This is a genomic window from Xenorhabdus griffiniae (assembly GCF_001028135.1).
Lineage (GTDB): Bacteria > Pseudomonadota > Gammaproteobacteria > Enterobacterales > Enterobacteriaceae > Xenorhabdus > Xenorhabdus bakwenae.
The window spans coordinates 58,482-72,105 of record NZ_LDNM01000008.1 but is presented as its reverse complement, the minus strand read 5'-3'; the positions used below and the strand labels follow the sequence as shown (position 1 = coordinate 72,105).

Annotated in this window: 13 protein-coding genes; 10 read left to right on the top strand and 3 right to left on the bottom strand. The window is 45.9% G+C overall.

The window, feature by feature from the left end:
- Positions 1–16 precede the first annotated feature (16 nt).
- The 6 genes from AAY47_RS02810 to AAY47_RS02785 all read left to right on the top strand — a co-directional run bounded on the left by AAY47_RS02810 (position 17) and on the right by AAY47_RS02785 (position 5,545).
- Positions 17–1,153, top strand: coding sequence for an acyl-CoA dehydrogenase family protein (locus AAY47_RS02810; protein ID WP_047766725.1), 1,137 nt, complete (start codon positions 17–19; stop codon positions 1,151–1,153).
- Positions 1,154–1,191: 38 nt separating this feature from the next.
- Positions 1,192–2,061: a GNAT family N-acetyltransferase gene (locus AAY47_RS02805; protein ID WP_047766724.1), complete on the top strand. Its 870-nt coding sequence runs from the start codon at positions 1,192–1,194 to the stop codon at positions 2,059–2,061.
- Between the two features lie 68 nt (positions 2,062–2,129).
- A complete protein-coding gene (locus tag AAY47_RS02800; protein ID WP_047766723.1) occupies positions 2,130–2,594 on the top strand; it encodes a group II truncated hemoglobin in 465 nt (154 codons plus the stop codon).
- Between the two features lie 35 nt (positions 2,595–2,629).
- Positions 2,630–3,475 (top strand): metallophosphoesterase family protein, encoded by an 846-nt coding sequence (locus AAY47_RS02795; protein ID WP_047766722.1) that lies wholly within the window; start codon positions 2,630–2,632, stop codon positions 3,473–3,475.
- Between the two features lie 34 nt (positions 3,476–3,509).
- Positions 3,510–4,085 (top strand): flavoprotein, encoded by a 576-nt coding sequence (locus AAY47_RS02790; RefSeq protein ID WP_047766721.1) that lies wholly within the window; start codon positions 3,510–3,512, stop codon positions 4,083–4,085.
- 188 nt (positions 4,086–4,273) lie between these two features.
- Positions 4,274–5,545 carry an MFS transporter gene (locus tag AAY47_RS02785; protein ID WP_047766720.1) on the top strand — a complete coding sequence of 424 codons (1,272 nt, stop codon included), beginning with the start codon at positions 4,274–4,276 and terminating at the stop codon, positions 5,543–5,545.
- 72 nt (positions 5,546–5,617) lie between these two features.
- On the opposite strand, the gene satP is transcribed toward AAY47_RS02785, so the two are convergent.
- On the bottom strand, positions 5,618–6,190 hold the full coding sequence (gene satP / locus AAY47_RS02780) for an acetate uptake transporter (protein ID WP_047766719.1): 573 nt from the start codon (positions 6,188–6,190) through the stop codon (positions 5,618–5,620).
- Between the two features lie 348 nt (positions 6,191–6,538).
- Between satP and dnaK the strand changes: the two genes are divergently transcribed.
- Complete coding sequence (dnaK, locus tag AAY47_RS02775; protein WP_047766718.1) at positions 6,539–8,449, top strand: molecular chaperone DnaK; 1,911 nt, start codon at positions 6,539–6,541, stop codon at positions 8,447–8,449.
- Positions 8,450–8,553: 104 nt separating this feature from the next.
- Complete coding sequence (gene dnaJ, locus AAY47_RS02770; protein WP_047766717.1) at positions 8,554–9,681, top strand: molecular chaperone DnaJ; 1,128 nt, start codon at positions 8,554–8,556, stop codon at positions 9,679–9,681.
- A 103-nt stretch (positions 9,682–9,784) separates the two neighbouring features.
- Here dnaJ and AAY47_RS02765 read toward each other — a convergent pair whose 3' ends face one another.
- Positions 9,785–10,630 carry a DMT family transporter gene (locus AAY47_RS02765; protein WP_047766716.1) on the bottom strand — a complete coding sequence of 282 codons (846 nt, stop codon included), beginning with the start codon at positions 10,628–10,630 and terminating at the stop codon, positions 9,785–9,787.
- 208 nt (positions 10,631–10,838) lie between these two features.
- On the opposite strand from AAY47_RS02765, the gene nhaA reads away from it, so the two are divergent.
- Positions 10,839–12,023 carry a Na+/H+ antiporter NhaA gene (gene nhaA, locus AAY47_RS02760; protein ID WP_047766762.1) on the top strand — a complete coding sequence of 395 codons (1,185 nt, stop codon included), beginning with the start codon at positions 10,839–10,841 and terminating at the stop codon, positions 12,021–12,023.
- A 213-nt stretch (positions 12,024–12,236) separates the two neighbouring features.
- On the top strand, positions 12,237–13,163 hold the full coding sequence (gene nhaR / locus AAY47_RS02755) for a transcriptional activator NhaR (protein WP_047766715.1): 927 nt from the start codon (positions 12,237–12,239) through the stop codon (positions 13,161–13,163).
- 74 nt (positions 13,164–13,237) lie between these two features.
- Here the strand turns inward: nhaR and rpsT are convergent, their stop codons facing one another.
- Positions 13,238–13,498, bottom strand: a complete 261-nt coding sequence (gene rpsT / locus AAY47_RS02750; protein WP_047766714.1) for a 30S ribosomal protein S20 — start codon at positions 13,496–13,498, stop codon at positions 13,238–13,240.
- Between the last annotated feature and the right edge of the window lie 126 nt (positions 13,499–13,624).

The window sequence follows — 13,624 nt, the reverse complement described above, 5'->3', positions numbered from 1 at the left end:
CAAATCTGGAGTGTATATGCGTATTGAGATTGATAATTTTGATAATTACCGGAAATCTTGCCGTGAATTCCTTGAACGTGAAATCGTCCCTGAGCATCAGAAATGGGAAGAGAACGGGCTGGTTGAACGCACATTTTGGCAGAAATTAGGTCAGTCAGGGTTGTTAGGCATAAGTGTCAGCCCTGAATTCGGGGGATTGGGAAAACACGACTATCGGTTCGCCGTTATTCTGACAGAAGAACTCATCAAGGCAGGTGTCACTGTACCCGGGATCGTGGCCCATAACGATATTGTTGCCAGCTACATTTTTGCCCTCGGGAATCAGGAACAGAAAAAGAGGTGGCTGCCGGAATTGTGCAGCGGACAACGGGTCGCCGCCATTGCCATGACGGAGTCGACTGGAGGTTCCAATACCGCAGACATCAAAACCGTGGCTAAACGCCGAGGGGATCACTATCTGGTGAATGGCGGTAAAGCTTACATCACCAATGGCATCAATGCGGACCTGATCGTGGTGGCGGTAAAAACAGAAGAGGGGCAACAAGGCCAGGGTATCAGTTTACTGGCAATAGAACGGGATATGCCCGGATTCACCAGAGGAGAGCCAGTAAAGAAAATCGGCTGGAATGGCAGCGATACGGCTGAACTCTTTTTCCATGACTGCAAGGTTCCTGTCACCAACCTGATTGGCCGTGAGAATCTCGGCAACTATTACTTTATGTCAGCCATGCCCCGCGAACGCCTCAGTATCTCAACCGTGGCGGTGGCCAGTGCAGAACATATATTGCAGAGCACACTGGAATATGTGAAAGAAAGAACGGCCTTCAATCAACCGATCGGCTCCTTTCAATACAACCGTTTTATTCTTGCGCAATTAGATACCGAAGTAAAAATTGCCCGCATTTACCTGGATAACGCCGTTGAACGCTTAAATCAGGGGCTGTTCAGTTTAGTGGATGCAGCCCGCATCAAGTGGTGGACGACCGAACTGCAAATGAAAGTGGCAGATCGTTGCCTGCAATTGCACGGCGGCTTGGGTTATATGCGTGATTCCATTGCGGGTAAGAATTGGCTAAATAGCCGCGCCCAGACTATTTATGGCGGAACCAGCGAGGTGCTGCAAGAGATCATCAGTAAATCCATTGGTCTTTAAGTCACCGTGATAAGTGGTTGGGGGAGGATATATCAGCTATGAATAAGATGAACAGCCAGTCGTGTCTCATTCGATCAGTCAATGTCAGTCAATGGAACTCGATCATTCTTAATTGGGCAAAGGCCGAGAACTGGGATATGAATGTGGACGATGCAGCCTGTTTCTTTCGGGTAGATCCAGAGGCTTTTTTCATTGCCTATCGGGGTATGCAACCCATCGCCTCAATATCGATGGTGAGTTATTCCGATTTTTATTCGTTCGGTGGCAATTTCATCATATTACCCGAATTCCGCAATCACGTTTGCGCAGGAAAAATCTGGAAATGGTCTATGGACTATGCAGCACACCGCACAATTGGCTGTGATGGTAACTGGGATAGAACGCAACTCTACGAAAAAAGAGGATTTGCCATCCATTACCGCAATGTCCGGCTTTCCGGACTCATCACGCAAAAAATCACGCCACCAGCGGGTGCTATTCCGATTACACCCGCCAATATTGATGAAGTCATTAAATATGATGCTAAATGCATTGGTGTTTATCGGGGGGCATTACTGGCTAATTGGTTCTGGGGCAAAGAACGTTATGGCTTTTGTACTTATTCCGGAACGGAAATTTCCGGCGTTATTGGCATAAGACGATCGCAAAATGGCTACCGAATAGGCCCTTTCTTTGCCGATAACGCGGACGCTGTTGAAACATTAGCCCTTACCGCATTCGCACAGATCCCTGATGGTTTACCTGTATCAGTCGATGTTCCCGAAACCGATAACAATGAGTTTCTCCAATTGGCTAGCGAATATGGGCTAAAGGGACTGTTTAACACATACAGAATGTACAAAGGCAATCTCATACCAAAGGGGCGGCTGGATAAGGTCAAGGCCATTGCGTCTTTGGAGTTAGGGTAATGGATATCAACAAGTCGCCATTACCTGAGTCGCAACATCATTAATATACTCATACGAGAGGTTATGTTATGGCAAATGAAACACCGACCTTATTTGAATGGATGGGGGGTCGAGAGGTGCTCATGAAGCTCATGGACACTTTTTATGCCAAGGTCGAAAAAGACGAGCTGCTTGCTCCGCTGTTTAAAAACATGAAATCCGATCACCCTGGTCATGTCGCCATGTGGTTGGAAGAAGTGCTCGGTGGGGAAAATCGCTATACCGAAGATCGGGGGGGCTTCAAAGTCATGTTAAGCCGTCACCGTGGCAGAAGCATTCAACCTGAACAAAGAAAGAGATGGGTGGAATTGTTGATGGCGTCAGCTGATGAAATCGGCTTACCTTCTGATCCTGAATTTCGTTCAGCCTTTGCCGGTTATATCGAATGGGGTTCACGCAGAGCGGAGGCCAATTCTCAGCCCAATGCGGTTCCTTCCCGTCGAGAAACTGTACCTAAGTGGGGATGGGGAGAAGCCCCCCCAGGAACGCCCTGATTTTTGAAGAAACTTAGAAGCAAAGAGGTGAGCTTATGCTGTTGGCTGTCAGTGACTTACATGTCTCTCATGCAACAAACAGGGCTATCGTCGAATCATTCAGGCCATCAGCACCTGATGATTGGCTGTTGCTGGCCGGTGATATTGCAGAGCAGGAATCAGACTTTACCTGGGTCATCAGTATGCTTTCCCAACGATTTGCTCAAGTCGTCTGGACGCCGGGCAACCATGAACTCTGGTGCACACCCAAAGATCAACTCAAGTTGCCCGGCGTACTGCGTTATGAACATCTGGTCAATATCTGCCGACAGCATAACGTACTCACCCCCGAAGATGAGTTTCGTCATTACCGCACAGGCAATGGTACAACGCTGACCATTGCCCCTGTTTTTACCCTATACGATTATTCATTTAGAAATACCTATGACTATACGGCGGAACAGGCCATAGATCGCGCTCGTCGTTGTGGTGTCATTAGCTCTGACGAATTCTTCCTGAAAACCTATCCCCATAGCAATGTTATCGATTGGTGTCGGGAACGTATCCAATATACCGAAAAACGCTTGAACGCCATTCCAGATGGCGACGATATCGTACTTATCAGCCATTTCCCCATCATCCGTAAGCCGCTCGAATCCTTACGCAATAGCGAATTTTCCATTTGGTGTGGCAGTGAAAAAACGCATCAATGGGCATCAAGAAAAGGGATTCGTATAGTGGTATATGGACACTTACATATGCCTAATCTCGAATATATTCACGATGTTGCTCATTTAGAAGTCTCTTTGGGATATCCACGGGAATGGCAAGAGCGTCATGGCAAGGGTTCTTACTTAGTACAACTAGACGGGTTACTGGAACACGCTAACGCGTATAGCTAATCATCTATTTTTAGAATAAGAGGCTAATTTACCGATGAAGAATGATGAAATAATGCCACAGATAACACCTCGGATCTTAATTGGAGCAACCGGATCAGTGGATATCACCCTCCTCCCCAAATATCTTTCAGCAATTAAGGCGACGATTGACTGTACATTAACCGTATTGATGACAAACAATGCCACCACCTTTTTACCCGCCTCAACCGTAGCGCTCTATGCCGATCGGGTCATTAGCGGAGAGATGCCACACGATTGGCCAACAGACAAACCTTCACGCATTGTCGCGGATCATGACATTCTGGCCGTTTTACCTGCAACCGCTAACACACTTGCGACCGTTGCTTGTGGTGGCGCAACCCATCGATTAACCACAGTTATTCTGGCCTCCACATTTCCTGTGCTGTTTTTTCCTGTCATGGGGCACGTGATGTGGGAAAAAAAAGCGACACGCCGCAATATCACGCAACTACGTGATGATGGTTATCACGTCATTGAACCCGTGTGGCATGAAAATTTTGATGTTTCACTACAACGAAAGGTTGGGCATCCTTCATTACCGGATATTGAAACCGTTATTTCACTACTGAAACAACATCTGTCAGAGTAAGTTCGAGATTAATCGCGTTATGGTGTCCAAATCTCAGTGACATATCTCCACAATGGGTTCTTTTTAAAAGTTGTAGAATAAATATCTTTTAATATAGCATAAGTTTTATTTTCATCTATTTTGAGTCTGGTCAGAACATTGAAAATAAACACCTTAGAACCCATTTTATAACTATAAATCGGTAACTTATGTCACAATATCACAATCGTCCATTAAATAAACAAGATTATAAAACGCTGTCCTTAGCGGCTTTAGGTGGCGCTCTGGAATTTTACGACTTTATTATCTTTATCTTTTTTGCTGTTGCGCTTGGGGAACGCTTTTTCCCTGCGGATATACCTGAATGGCTCAGACAACTACAGACATTCGGTATTTTTGCAGCCGGTTATCTGGTTCGGCCTTTAGGTGGGATCGTCATGGCCCATTTTGGCGATCTCATTGGGCGTAAGAAAATGTTTTCACTCAGCATATTGTTGATGGCTCTACCCACTCTGGCTATCGGCCTGTTGCCCACCTATGACGTCATCGGTATTGCTGCCCCCATCCTGCTGCTCCTGATGCGGATTATGCAGGGAGCCGCCATTGGTGGGGAAGTGCCCGGAGCCTGGGTTTTTGTGGCAGAGCATGTTCCTCATAAACGCATCGGATTTGCCTGTGGTGTTTTAACGGCAGGATTGAGTTTGGGGATTTTATTTGGTTCTCTCGTCGCAACCATTATAACTTCGGTTTATTCCGGGCAGGAAGTCCTGGATTGGGCATGGCGTCTGCCATTTTTCTTAGGTGGTATTTTCGGTTTATGCGCCATGTATCTGCGCCGCTGGCTGCATGAAACCCCTGTCTTCAAAGAAATGCAGGAACGCAAAACGTTAGCAGAAGAGCTGCCACTAAAAACTGTCGTGTTTAATCACAAGCGCGCCATCGCTATTTCCATGCTGCTGACATGGCTCCTTTCTGCTGGCATTGTCGTCGTTATCTTGATGACACCAACCTATATGCAGTCGGTATTTAAGCTGGAACAATCACTGACTTTGCAAGCAAACAGTCTGGCAGTCCTCTCATTGGCGATTGGCTGTATCTTTGTCGGATATTTATGCGACAAATGGGGAGCCGGTATCGTGCTGATTATCGGTTGCATTCTATTGGCTGCCACAACATGGTTTTTCTATCACAATATCAGCCATGAACCGCTCAAACTCTTTAGCGCTTATTCCCTCGCGGGTCTGACTGTTGGTGTGATTGGCGCTACGCCTTTTGTGATGGTGAAAAGCTATCCGCCAGAAGTCAGGTTTAGTGGCATTTCATTTGCCTATAATTTGGCTTATGCCATTTTCGGTGGACTGACACCGATCTTCGTCACCATACTGTTGGCCTATACCCCTCTGGCACCCGCCTACTATATGCTGACTTTATCGGCTGTTGGCCTGTTATTGGGGGGTTACTTGCGGAAGAAATCTCTCTGAAAAAGTGGGTAGGAAATCAGAGGATTAATAAAACACAGGATGAGCATAAATCACCCATCCTGTTAAAAACGGTTAAGCGTGTTTCACGTCACCAATTGGCAGCACAGTACGGCCATATTGTTCATTCAGCACTTCGGCCATTGCCAGATAGAAAGCACTCGCACCACAGATAACGCCTTCAAAACCCGCGAAGGTCAGGAGGCTGGCATCACCGGTGATATTGCCGATTGCCAGCAATGCGAACAACAACGTCAGGCTGCCAAATACAAATTGCAGGACACGGTTAGCTTTCAACGTACCAAAGAACATAAACAGCGTGAAAATTCCCCACAGGGCGAGATAAACACCAAGAAACTCTTGGCTGGTTGCTTCAGCCAGCCCCATCTTCGGCAGGAAAAGCAACGCAATCAGGCTCAACCAGAACAAACCGTAAGAGGTAAATGCGGTTGCAGCAAACGTATTTCCTTTTTTGTACTCAAAGATGCCGGCCAGCACCTGAGCCAAACCACCGTAAAAAATTCCCATACTCAAAATTGCGGAGGCCAATGGGAAAAAACCTGCATTGTGCAGATTCAACAAAATGGTTGTCATGCCAAAACCCATTAAACCCAATGGGCCTGGGTTCGCCAACTGATTAGAATGCATACTTCCCCTAGAAAATACAAATAAAACAAAATATTAAAAAGCGTTCCTGGCACTTTCCCGCGCCAGGAAATCATAAAAGGCGGCGAATCATAATGTGATGGCATCAACTACACAATGGCCTGCGGAAAATTTTTTTATTAAATCTCAATTTTTTTTCAATTCTCCCCTTGATGATGAGATGAATGACCCCATCTAAGTCTCAACTACAGTTACTACTGAATATTTCGGCATTAGCTGGAAAACAAAATGAGGAATTTCTGGCGAACAACGCCATTGAAAAGCAAACATTCATCCTCATATAGCTTAGTAACTTGACCGAATATATGAATTCTTTGTGGAGGCGTTTAGATGGGTAAAATCATTGGTATCGACTTGGGAACTACCAATTCTTGTGTAGCAATTATGGACGGCACAACCACTCGTGTGCTGGAAAACAGTGAAGGTGATCGTACCACTCCTTCTATCATCGCATATACTCAGGATGGTGAAACTCTGGTTGGTCAACCAGCTAAACGTCAGGCTGTTACTAACCCGCAAAATACGTTATTCGCCATTAAGCGTTTGATTGGCCGTCGTTTTCAGGACGAAGAAGTGCAGCGTGACGTCGCTATCATGCCATACAAAATCATGGCGGCAGATAACGGTGATGCATGGCTGGAAGTGAAAGGCCAGAAAATGGCACCCCCTCAGATTTCTGCTGAAGTTCTGAAAAAAATGAAGAAAACAGCGGAAGACTATCTGGGTGAACCAGTAACCGAAGCGGTTATCACTGTTCCAGCCTACTTCAACGATGCACAACGTCAGGCAACTAAAGATGCTGGCCGTATCGCGGGTCTGGAAGTTAAGCGTATCATCAACGAACCAACTGCGGCTGCACTGGCTTACGGTCTGGACAAAGAAGTGGGTAACCGCACCATCGCGGTTTATGACCTGGGTGGCGGTACTTTCGATATCTCTATCATTGAAATCGATGAAGTTGATGGCGAAAAAACGTATGAAGTTCTGGCGACCAATGGTGATACCCACTTGGGTGGTGAAGACTTCGACAGCCGCATGATCAACTATCTGGTTGACGAATTTAAGAAAGAACAAGGCATCGACCTGCGTAATGACCCACTGGCAATGCAGCGTCTGAAAGAAGCAGCAGAAAAAGCGAAAATCGAACTTTCTTCTGCACAACAGACTGACGTAAACCTGCCATACATCACTGCGGATGCGACCGGTCCTAAGCACATGAACATTAAAGTTACCCGTGCAAAACTGGAATCTCTGGTTGAAGACCTGGTTAAACGTTCTATCGAGCCGTTGAAAGTTGCACTGAATGACGCCGGCCTGTCTGTCACTGACGTTCAGGATGTGATTCTGGTTGGTGGTCAGACTCGTATGCCACTGGTGCAGAAAGCCGTTGCTGATTTCTTCGGCCAAGAGCCACGTAAAGACGTGAACCCAGACGAAGCAGTTGCAATGGGTGCAGCGGTTCAGGGCGGTGTACTGGCCGGTGAAGTGAAAGATGTTCTGCTGCTGGACGTCACTCCACTGTCTCTGGGTATCGAAACCATGGGCGGCGTGATGACTTCCCTGATCACTAAGAACACCACTATTCCAACTAAACATAGTCAAGTGTTCTCTACAGCGGAAGACAACCAATCTGCGGTAACGATCCACGTACTGCAAGGTGAACGTAAGCGTGCCGGTGATAACAAATCTCTGGGTCAGTTCAATCTGGATGGTATTCAGCCAGCAATGCGCGGTACTCCGCAGATCGAAGTAACTTTCGATATTGATGCTGACGGCATCCTGCACGTTTCTGCGAAAGACAAAAACTCAGGTCGTGAGCAGAACATCACCATCAAAGCATCTTCTGGTCTGAATGAAGAGGAAATCCAGCAGATGGTACGTGATGCAGAAGCAAACGCAGAAGCTGACCGTAAGTTTGAAGAGCTGGTTCAGATTCGTAACCAGGCTGACCAACTGATCCACGGCACCCGTAAGCAAGTTGAAGAAGCAGGCGACAAGCTGACAGAGGACGATAAAGCAGCAATCGAGAAAGCAACTTCTGAACTGGAAACGGCGGCGAAAAGCGAAGACAAAGCTCAAATCGAAGCGAAGATCCAAGCTCTGGTTGAAGCCTCTCAGAAACTCCTGGAAATTGCCCAACAGCAAGCCCAGGCTGGTGCTGCCGATGCAGGCACAAGCAACGCAAAGAAAGATGACGACGTTGTAGACGCTGAGTTCGAAGAAGTTAAAGACAAAAAATAATAGCCCTTAGCGGGCAAAGTAACAGGGCGCCTGTTACTTGTTAACTGGCACGGGCGTTGAGGTAACTCCACGCCCGTGCGTGCGTGTTAAGGGTAGACAATACGATGGCAAAAAAAGATTATTACGAAGTTTTGGGCGTTTCCAAAACCGCAGATGAAAAAGAGATCAAAAAAGCCTATAAACGGCTGGCAATGAAACATCACCCTGACCGTAATCAGGGAGATAAAGGATCAGAAAGTAAATTCAAAGAAATTAAAGAAGCGTATGAGATCCTGACAGATCCTCAGAAACGTGCCGCTTATGACCAATATGGTCACGCTGCCTTTGAACAGGGTGGCATGGGCGGTGGCGCGGGTGGTGGAGCTGACTTTAGCGATATCTTTGGTGACGTTTTCGGAGATATTTTCGGTGGTGGCCGTCGTCAACAGCGTCCTAGCCGGGGTTCAGACCTGCGTTACAGCATGGAATTAACCCTGGAAGAAGCTGTCCGTGGTGTGACCAAAGAGATCCGCATTCCAACTCTGGAATCTTGCGATACCTGCCACGGCAACGGTACCAAATCGGGCACTTCCCCAGAAACCTGTCCAACCTGTCACGGTGCAGGCCAGGTACAAATGCGCCAGGGGTTCTTCGCAGTCCAACAGCCTTGTCCTCAATGTCACGGGCGCGGAAAAATCATCAAAGAGCCTTGCGGTAAATGTCATGGACATGGTCGCGTTGAAAAATACAAAACACTGTCCGTTAAAATTCCAGCCGGCGTTGACACCGGTGATCGCATTCGCTTAAGCGGTGAAGGTGAAGCCGGTGAACACGGTGCACCATCCGGCGATTTGTACGTTCAGGTTCAAGTCAAATCTCACCATATCTTCGAGCGTGATGGCAGCAACCTCTATTGTGAAGTCCCGATCAACTTCGCAACGGCGGCATTGGGTGGCGAAATTGAAGTTCCAACCCTTGATGGCCGCGTCAGCCTGAAAATTCCTGCGGAAACCCAGACAGGCAAGTTGTTCCGTATGAAGAGCAAAGGGGTTAAATCCGTTCGCGGCGGCGTTCAGGGCGATTTGTTGTGCCGTGTCGTCGTAGAAACACCGGTTAAACTGAATGAAGAGCAAAAAGAATTAATGCGTCAATTAGGCGAATCCTTTGGCGGGAAAAGCGGTGAAACCAATAGCCCTCGCTCCAAGAGTTTCCTTGATGGTGTGAAGAAATTTTTTGATGATCTGACCAAGTAATTTAATGCTGTTGTGAGATCTCTGATAAATCCCGCCTGATTATTTTTCTAATGTACTGGCGGGATTTCTAATTTATTAAGCCACCTTCAATTTTAAAGGGAAGTTACCCCAGCTTAGTAGCAATCACCCCAGCCACAATCACAATACAAGCCAATAATCGCATTTTGCTAAACGGCTCTCGCAAGATAACAACTGACAATAACATCGCAAATAACACACTAGTTTCGCGTAATGCAGCAACCAGCACGATGGGGGCATGGCTCATCGCCCAAATCACGATGCCATAGCTGAGTACTTGCATCAGCCCACCCAATAGCCCCTGTTTCCAATATTGGTGAAGCTTCCTTCCGGCGGTACTCCAATATTTGCAATACATCATCGCCCCCATGACCCAACCATTAATAGCAAACAGCCACAAGATATAAGCCAAGGTATTACCGCTCACTCTGGAACCAATACCATCAGATAAGGTATAACCGGCGGTAAATGCCGATGTTGTGATTGCCGCAAGTAACGTTTTACGATCCAGATGAAGAGCATTTTTCCCATGTGGAAAAGCAATTAGCATAATTCCCACAATAATGAGTCCTACCCCCAGCATGGCTGGGGGCGGTAACATTTCCTGCAAAATTATCCAACTTAATAAAGCGGTAATGAGTGGCGCACAACCTCTGGCAATGGGATATACCTGCCCCAAATCTCCCGTCGCATAAGAGCGGCTTAAAAACAGGCAATAAGCAGTATGTAAAATAGCAGATAAGATTAACCACGGCACAGAAGATAATGACGGTAATCCAACCCAAAACAGACCCAATGTGGCAATAATTCCGGCAAAAAAGACAATAATTGAAATCCCTAAAAATCGATCGGCGCTAATCTTAACTAAGGCATTCCAACTGGCATGTAACAAAGCAGCGCCAAGAACAAACAGGAAAAGTAATGTTGTCATGGAGTATCTTACTCATCTCGTTATCACAAATAATGATTAAAACTTCTTCTGTTATGTAATGTAATTTATCAATATGTCGAAAACCATTATTCCATTATGTTACAATTCGAATAAAGTGATTAATGGTACATAAATAATCTACTTTTTCCGATGTCATAACTGATTTAACATGCATGACCTTGATCAATTTCATAAGTTAATTTATTCCATGACTGCAATCATTCGCCAATTTTTAAAATTAGAAGCCGCAGGAGGGATCTTTCTCATTATAGCGGCCATTATTGCGCTGGTTATGGCGAATACGCCATTACAGGGTATTTATCATCAATTTCTCAACCTTCCTGTTGCAGTGCAATTCGCCGCGCTGGAAATCAATAAGCCGTTATTACTATGGATAAATGATGGATTAATGGCGGTGTTTTTTCTCATTGTCGGGCTGGAAGTAAAACGGGAACTCATGGAAGGCTCGCTTGCAGGTCACGACAAAGCCATCTTTCCAGCCATTGCCGCGCTTGGAGGGATGCTGGTGCCAGCCTTGATCTATCTGCTGTTTAATGGCAATGATGAGATCACCCAACAAGGTTGGGCAATTCCCTGCGCAACAGATATTGCTTTTGCACTGGGGATCATGGCGTTGTTGGGGAAACGTGTTCCCACCGCATTAAAAGTATTTTTGCTTGCGCTGGCGATTATTGATGATTTAGGTGTCATCCTCATTATCGCTTTGTTCTATACCAAAACGGTATCTTTGACAGCATTAGGCTTGGCTACCGCCATGATTGGGCTACTGGTTTGGATGAATTGGAAAGGAATCGCTAAAACATCCGCTTATCTGATTGTTGGTACTGCTTTATGGGTGTGTATCTTGAAATCGGGCATTCATGCCACACTGGCTGGCGTTATTGTCGGGTTCTTGATCCCCCTTCGAGATAAAAAAGGTGAGTCACCTTCTGAAACGTTGGAGCATGAACTGCATTCATGGGTTGCTTATTTAATTCTGCCACTGTTTGCTTTTGCCAATGCCGGTATTTCATTACAGGGCGTCACAGTAGATGGCTTAACCAGTATATTGCCTATAGGCATTGCCCTTGGCCTGTTTATTGGCAAACCATTGGGTATTTTCCTGTTTAGCTGGATTTCGGTAACACTGGGAATGGCTAAATTGCCGGAAAAAATTGGCATGAGGCAAATTTTCGCTGTTTCCGTACTGTGTGGGATCGGTTTTACCATGTCTATTTTTATCTCAGGTCTGGCATTTGAAGGTCTCAATGACACCTTCAGTACTTATTCCCGCTTAGGGATATTGATAGGTTCTACAACCGCAGCCATTGTCGGTTATGGACTGCTAACCCTACTATTACCGAAGAAAAAAAACGTAGTCAAAAACAGATGAATAGACTAATTTAAGCACAAATACAGAAAGAATTTCCGAGGTAACTCATTCTCTTAATATTCGCGGCAAAACGTTTATAACTGCGATGCTGCGAATATTTTCATAGTCATAGAAAATAGCAATAGAAAAATAGGAAAACGCCATAATCTGGCGACCTGAAATGTATGGTCACGGCTGTTATACAGGTGTGAGCCGATACACAAGGATAAATATATGCGGATTTCACATTTAAATTTTAACCACCTCTATTATTTTTGGCACGTTTGCAAGGAAGGTTCTGTTGTGGGGGCAGCAGAAGCGCTCTACCTGACACCACAAACCATTACAGGGCAGATAAAAGCGTTGGAAGAGCGTCTGGGTGGGAAGTTATTCAAGCGGCAAGGAAGAGGTTTAGTCCCCTCAGAACTGGGGCAACTCATTTTCCGCTATGCGGATAAGATGTTTACACTCAGCCAGGAAATGATGGATATCGTGACTTACAGCCGAGAATCAAATCTGTTGTTTGATGTCGGGGTCGCTGATGCGCTGTCTAAACGTTTAGTGAGTAAAGTGCTGGAAACAACCGTTGTGGAGCACGAAAAAATCCACTTGCGTTGTTTTGAATCAACACATGAAATGCTGCTTGAACAACTTAGCCAGCATAAACTGGATATGATCCTATCCGATTGTCCAGTGGATTCCTCGCAACAGGAAGGCTTGTTTTCAGTGAAATTGGGGGAATGCAATATCAGTTTTTATTGCCGCCAGCCGATCCCAGAAAAGCCCTTTCCCGCCTGTTTGGAAGAGCGCCGTTTATTAATCCCAGGGCGCCGCTCTATGTTAGGCAGAAAGCTCCTGACGTGGATACGCAATAAAAATCTTGAAGTTGAGGTGCTGGGCGAATTTGATGATGCTGCTTTGATGAAAGCGTTTGGTCTGTATCACAACGCCATTTTCATTGCGCCTTCTTTCTACGCCAATGATATTTTTGCTGATAGTGATATTGTTGAGATAGGTCGGTTGGATACGGTGCAGGAAGAATATTACGTCATCTTTGCCGAGCGTATGATCCAGCATCCGGCAGTCCAGCGCGTGTGTAACAAAGACTTTTCTGCTTTGTTTAGCTCACCACCAAAAAGTCGTCCTGAAAAATTATATTAAATTATGCGATAAAACTAGCAGATACAAAAAAACCGGCTTAAAGCCGGTTTTTTTAGCATCATCAAAACCAATGATTACATGGCTTTGATTTGTGTTGCCAGAGCAGATTTATGACGTGCTGCTTTGTTTTTGTGGATCAGACCTTTGCAGGCGTGACGATCAACAATTGGTTGCATGTCATTGAATGCTTTCTGTGCAGCTTCTTTGTCGCCAGCAGCGATAGCCGCGTAGACTTTCTTGATAAAAGTGCGCACCATAGAACGACGGCTCGCATTGTGCTGACGGCGTTTCTCAGACTGTATGGCGCGTTTCTTAGCTGATTTGATATTAGCCAAGGTCCTACTCCCAAATATATTCTATCGAGGACAATTCAAAGGCCGAGGAATATGCCTGTTCAGCCTTCTTTTGTCAATGGATTTGTGCAAATAAGCGTCGTTGTACAGCGACGCTGGTTACGTTGT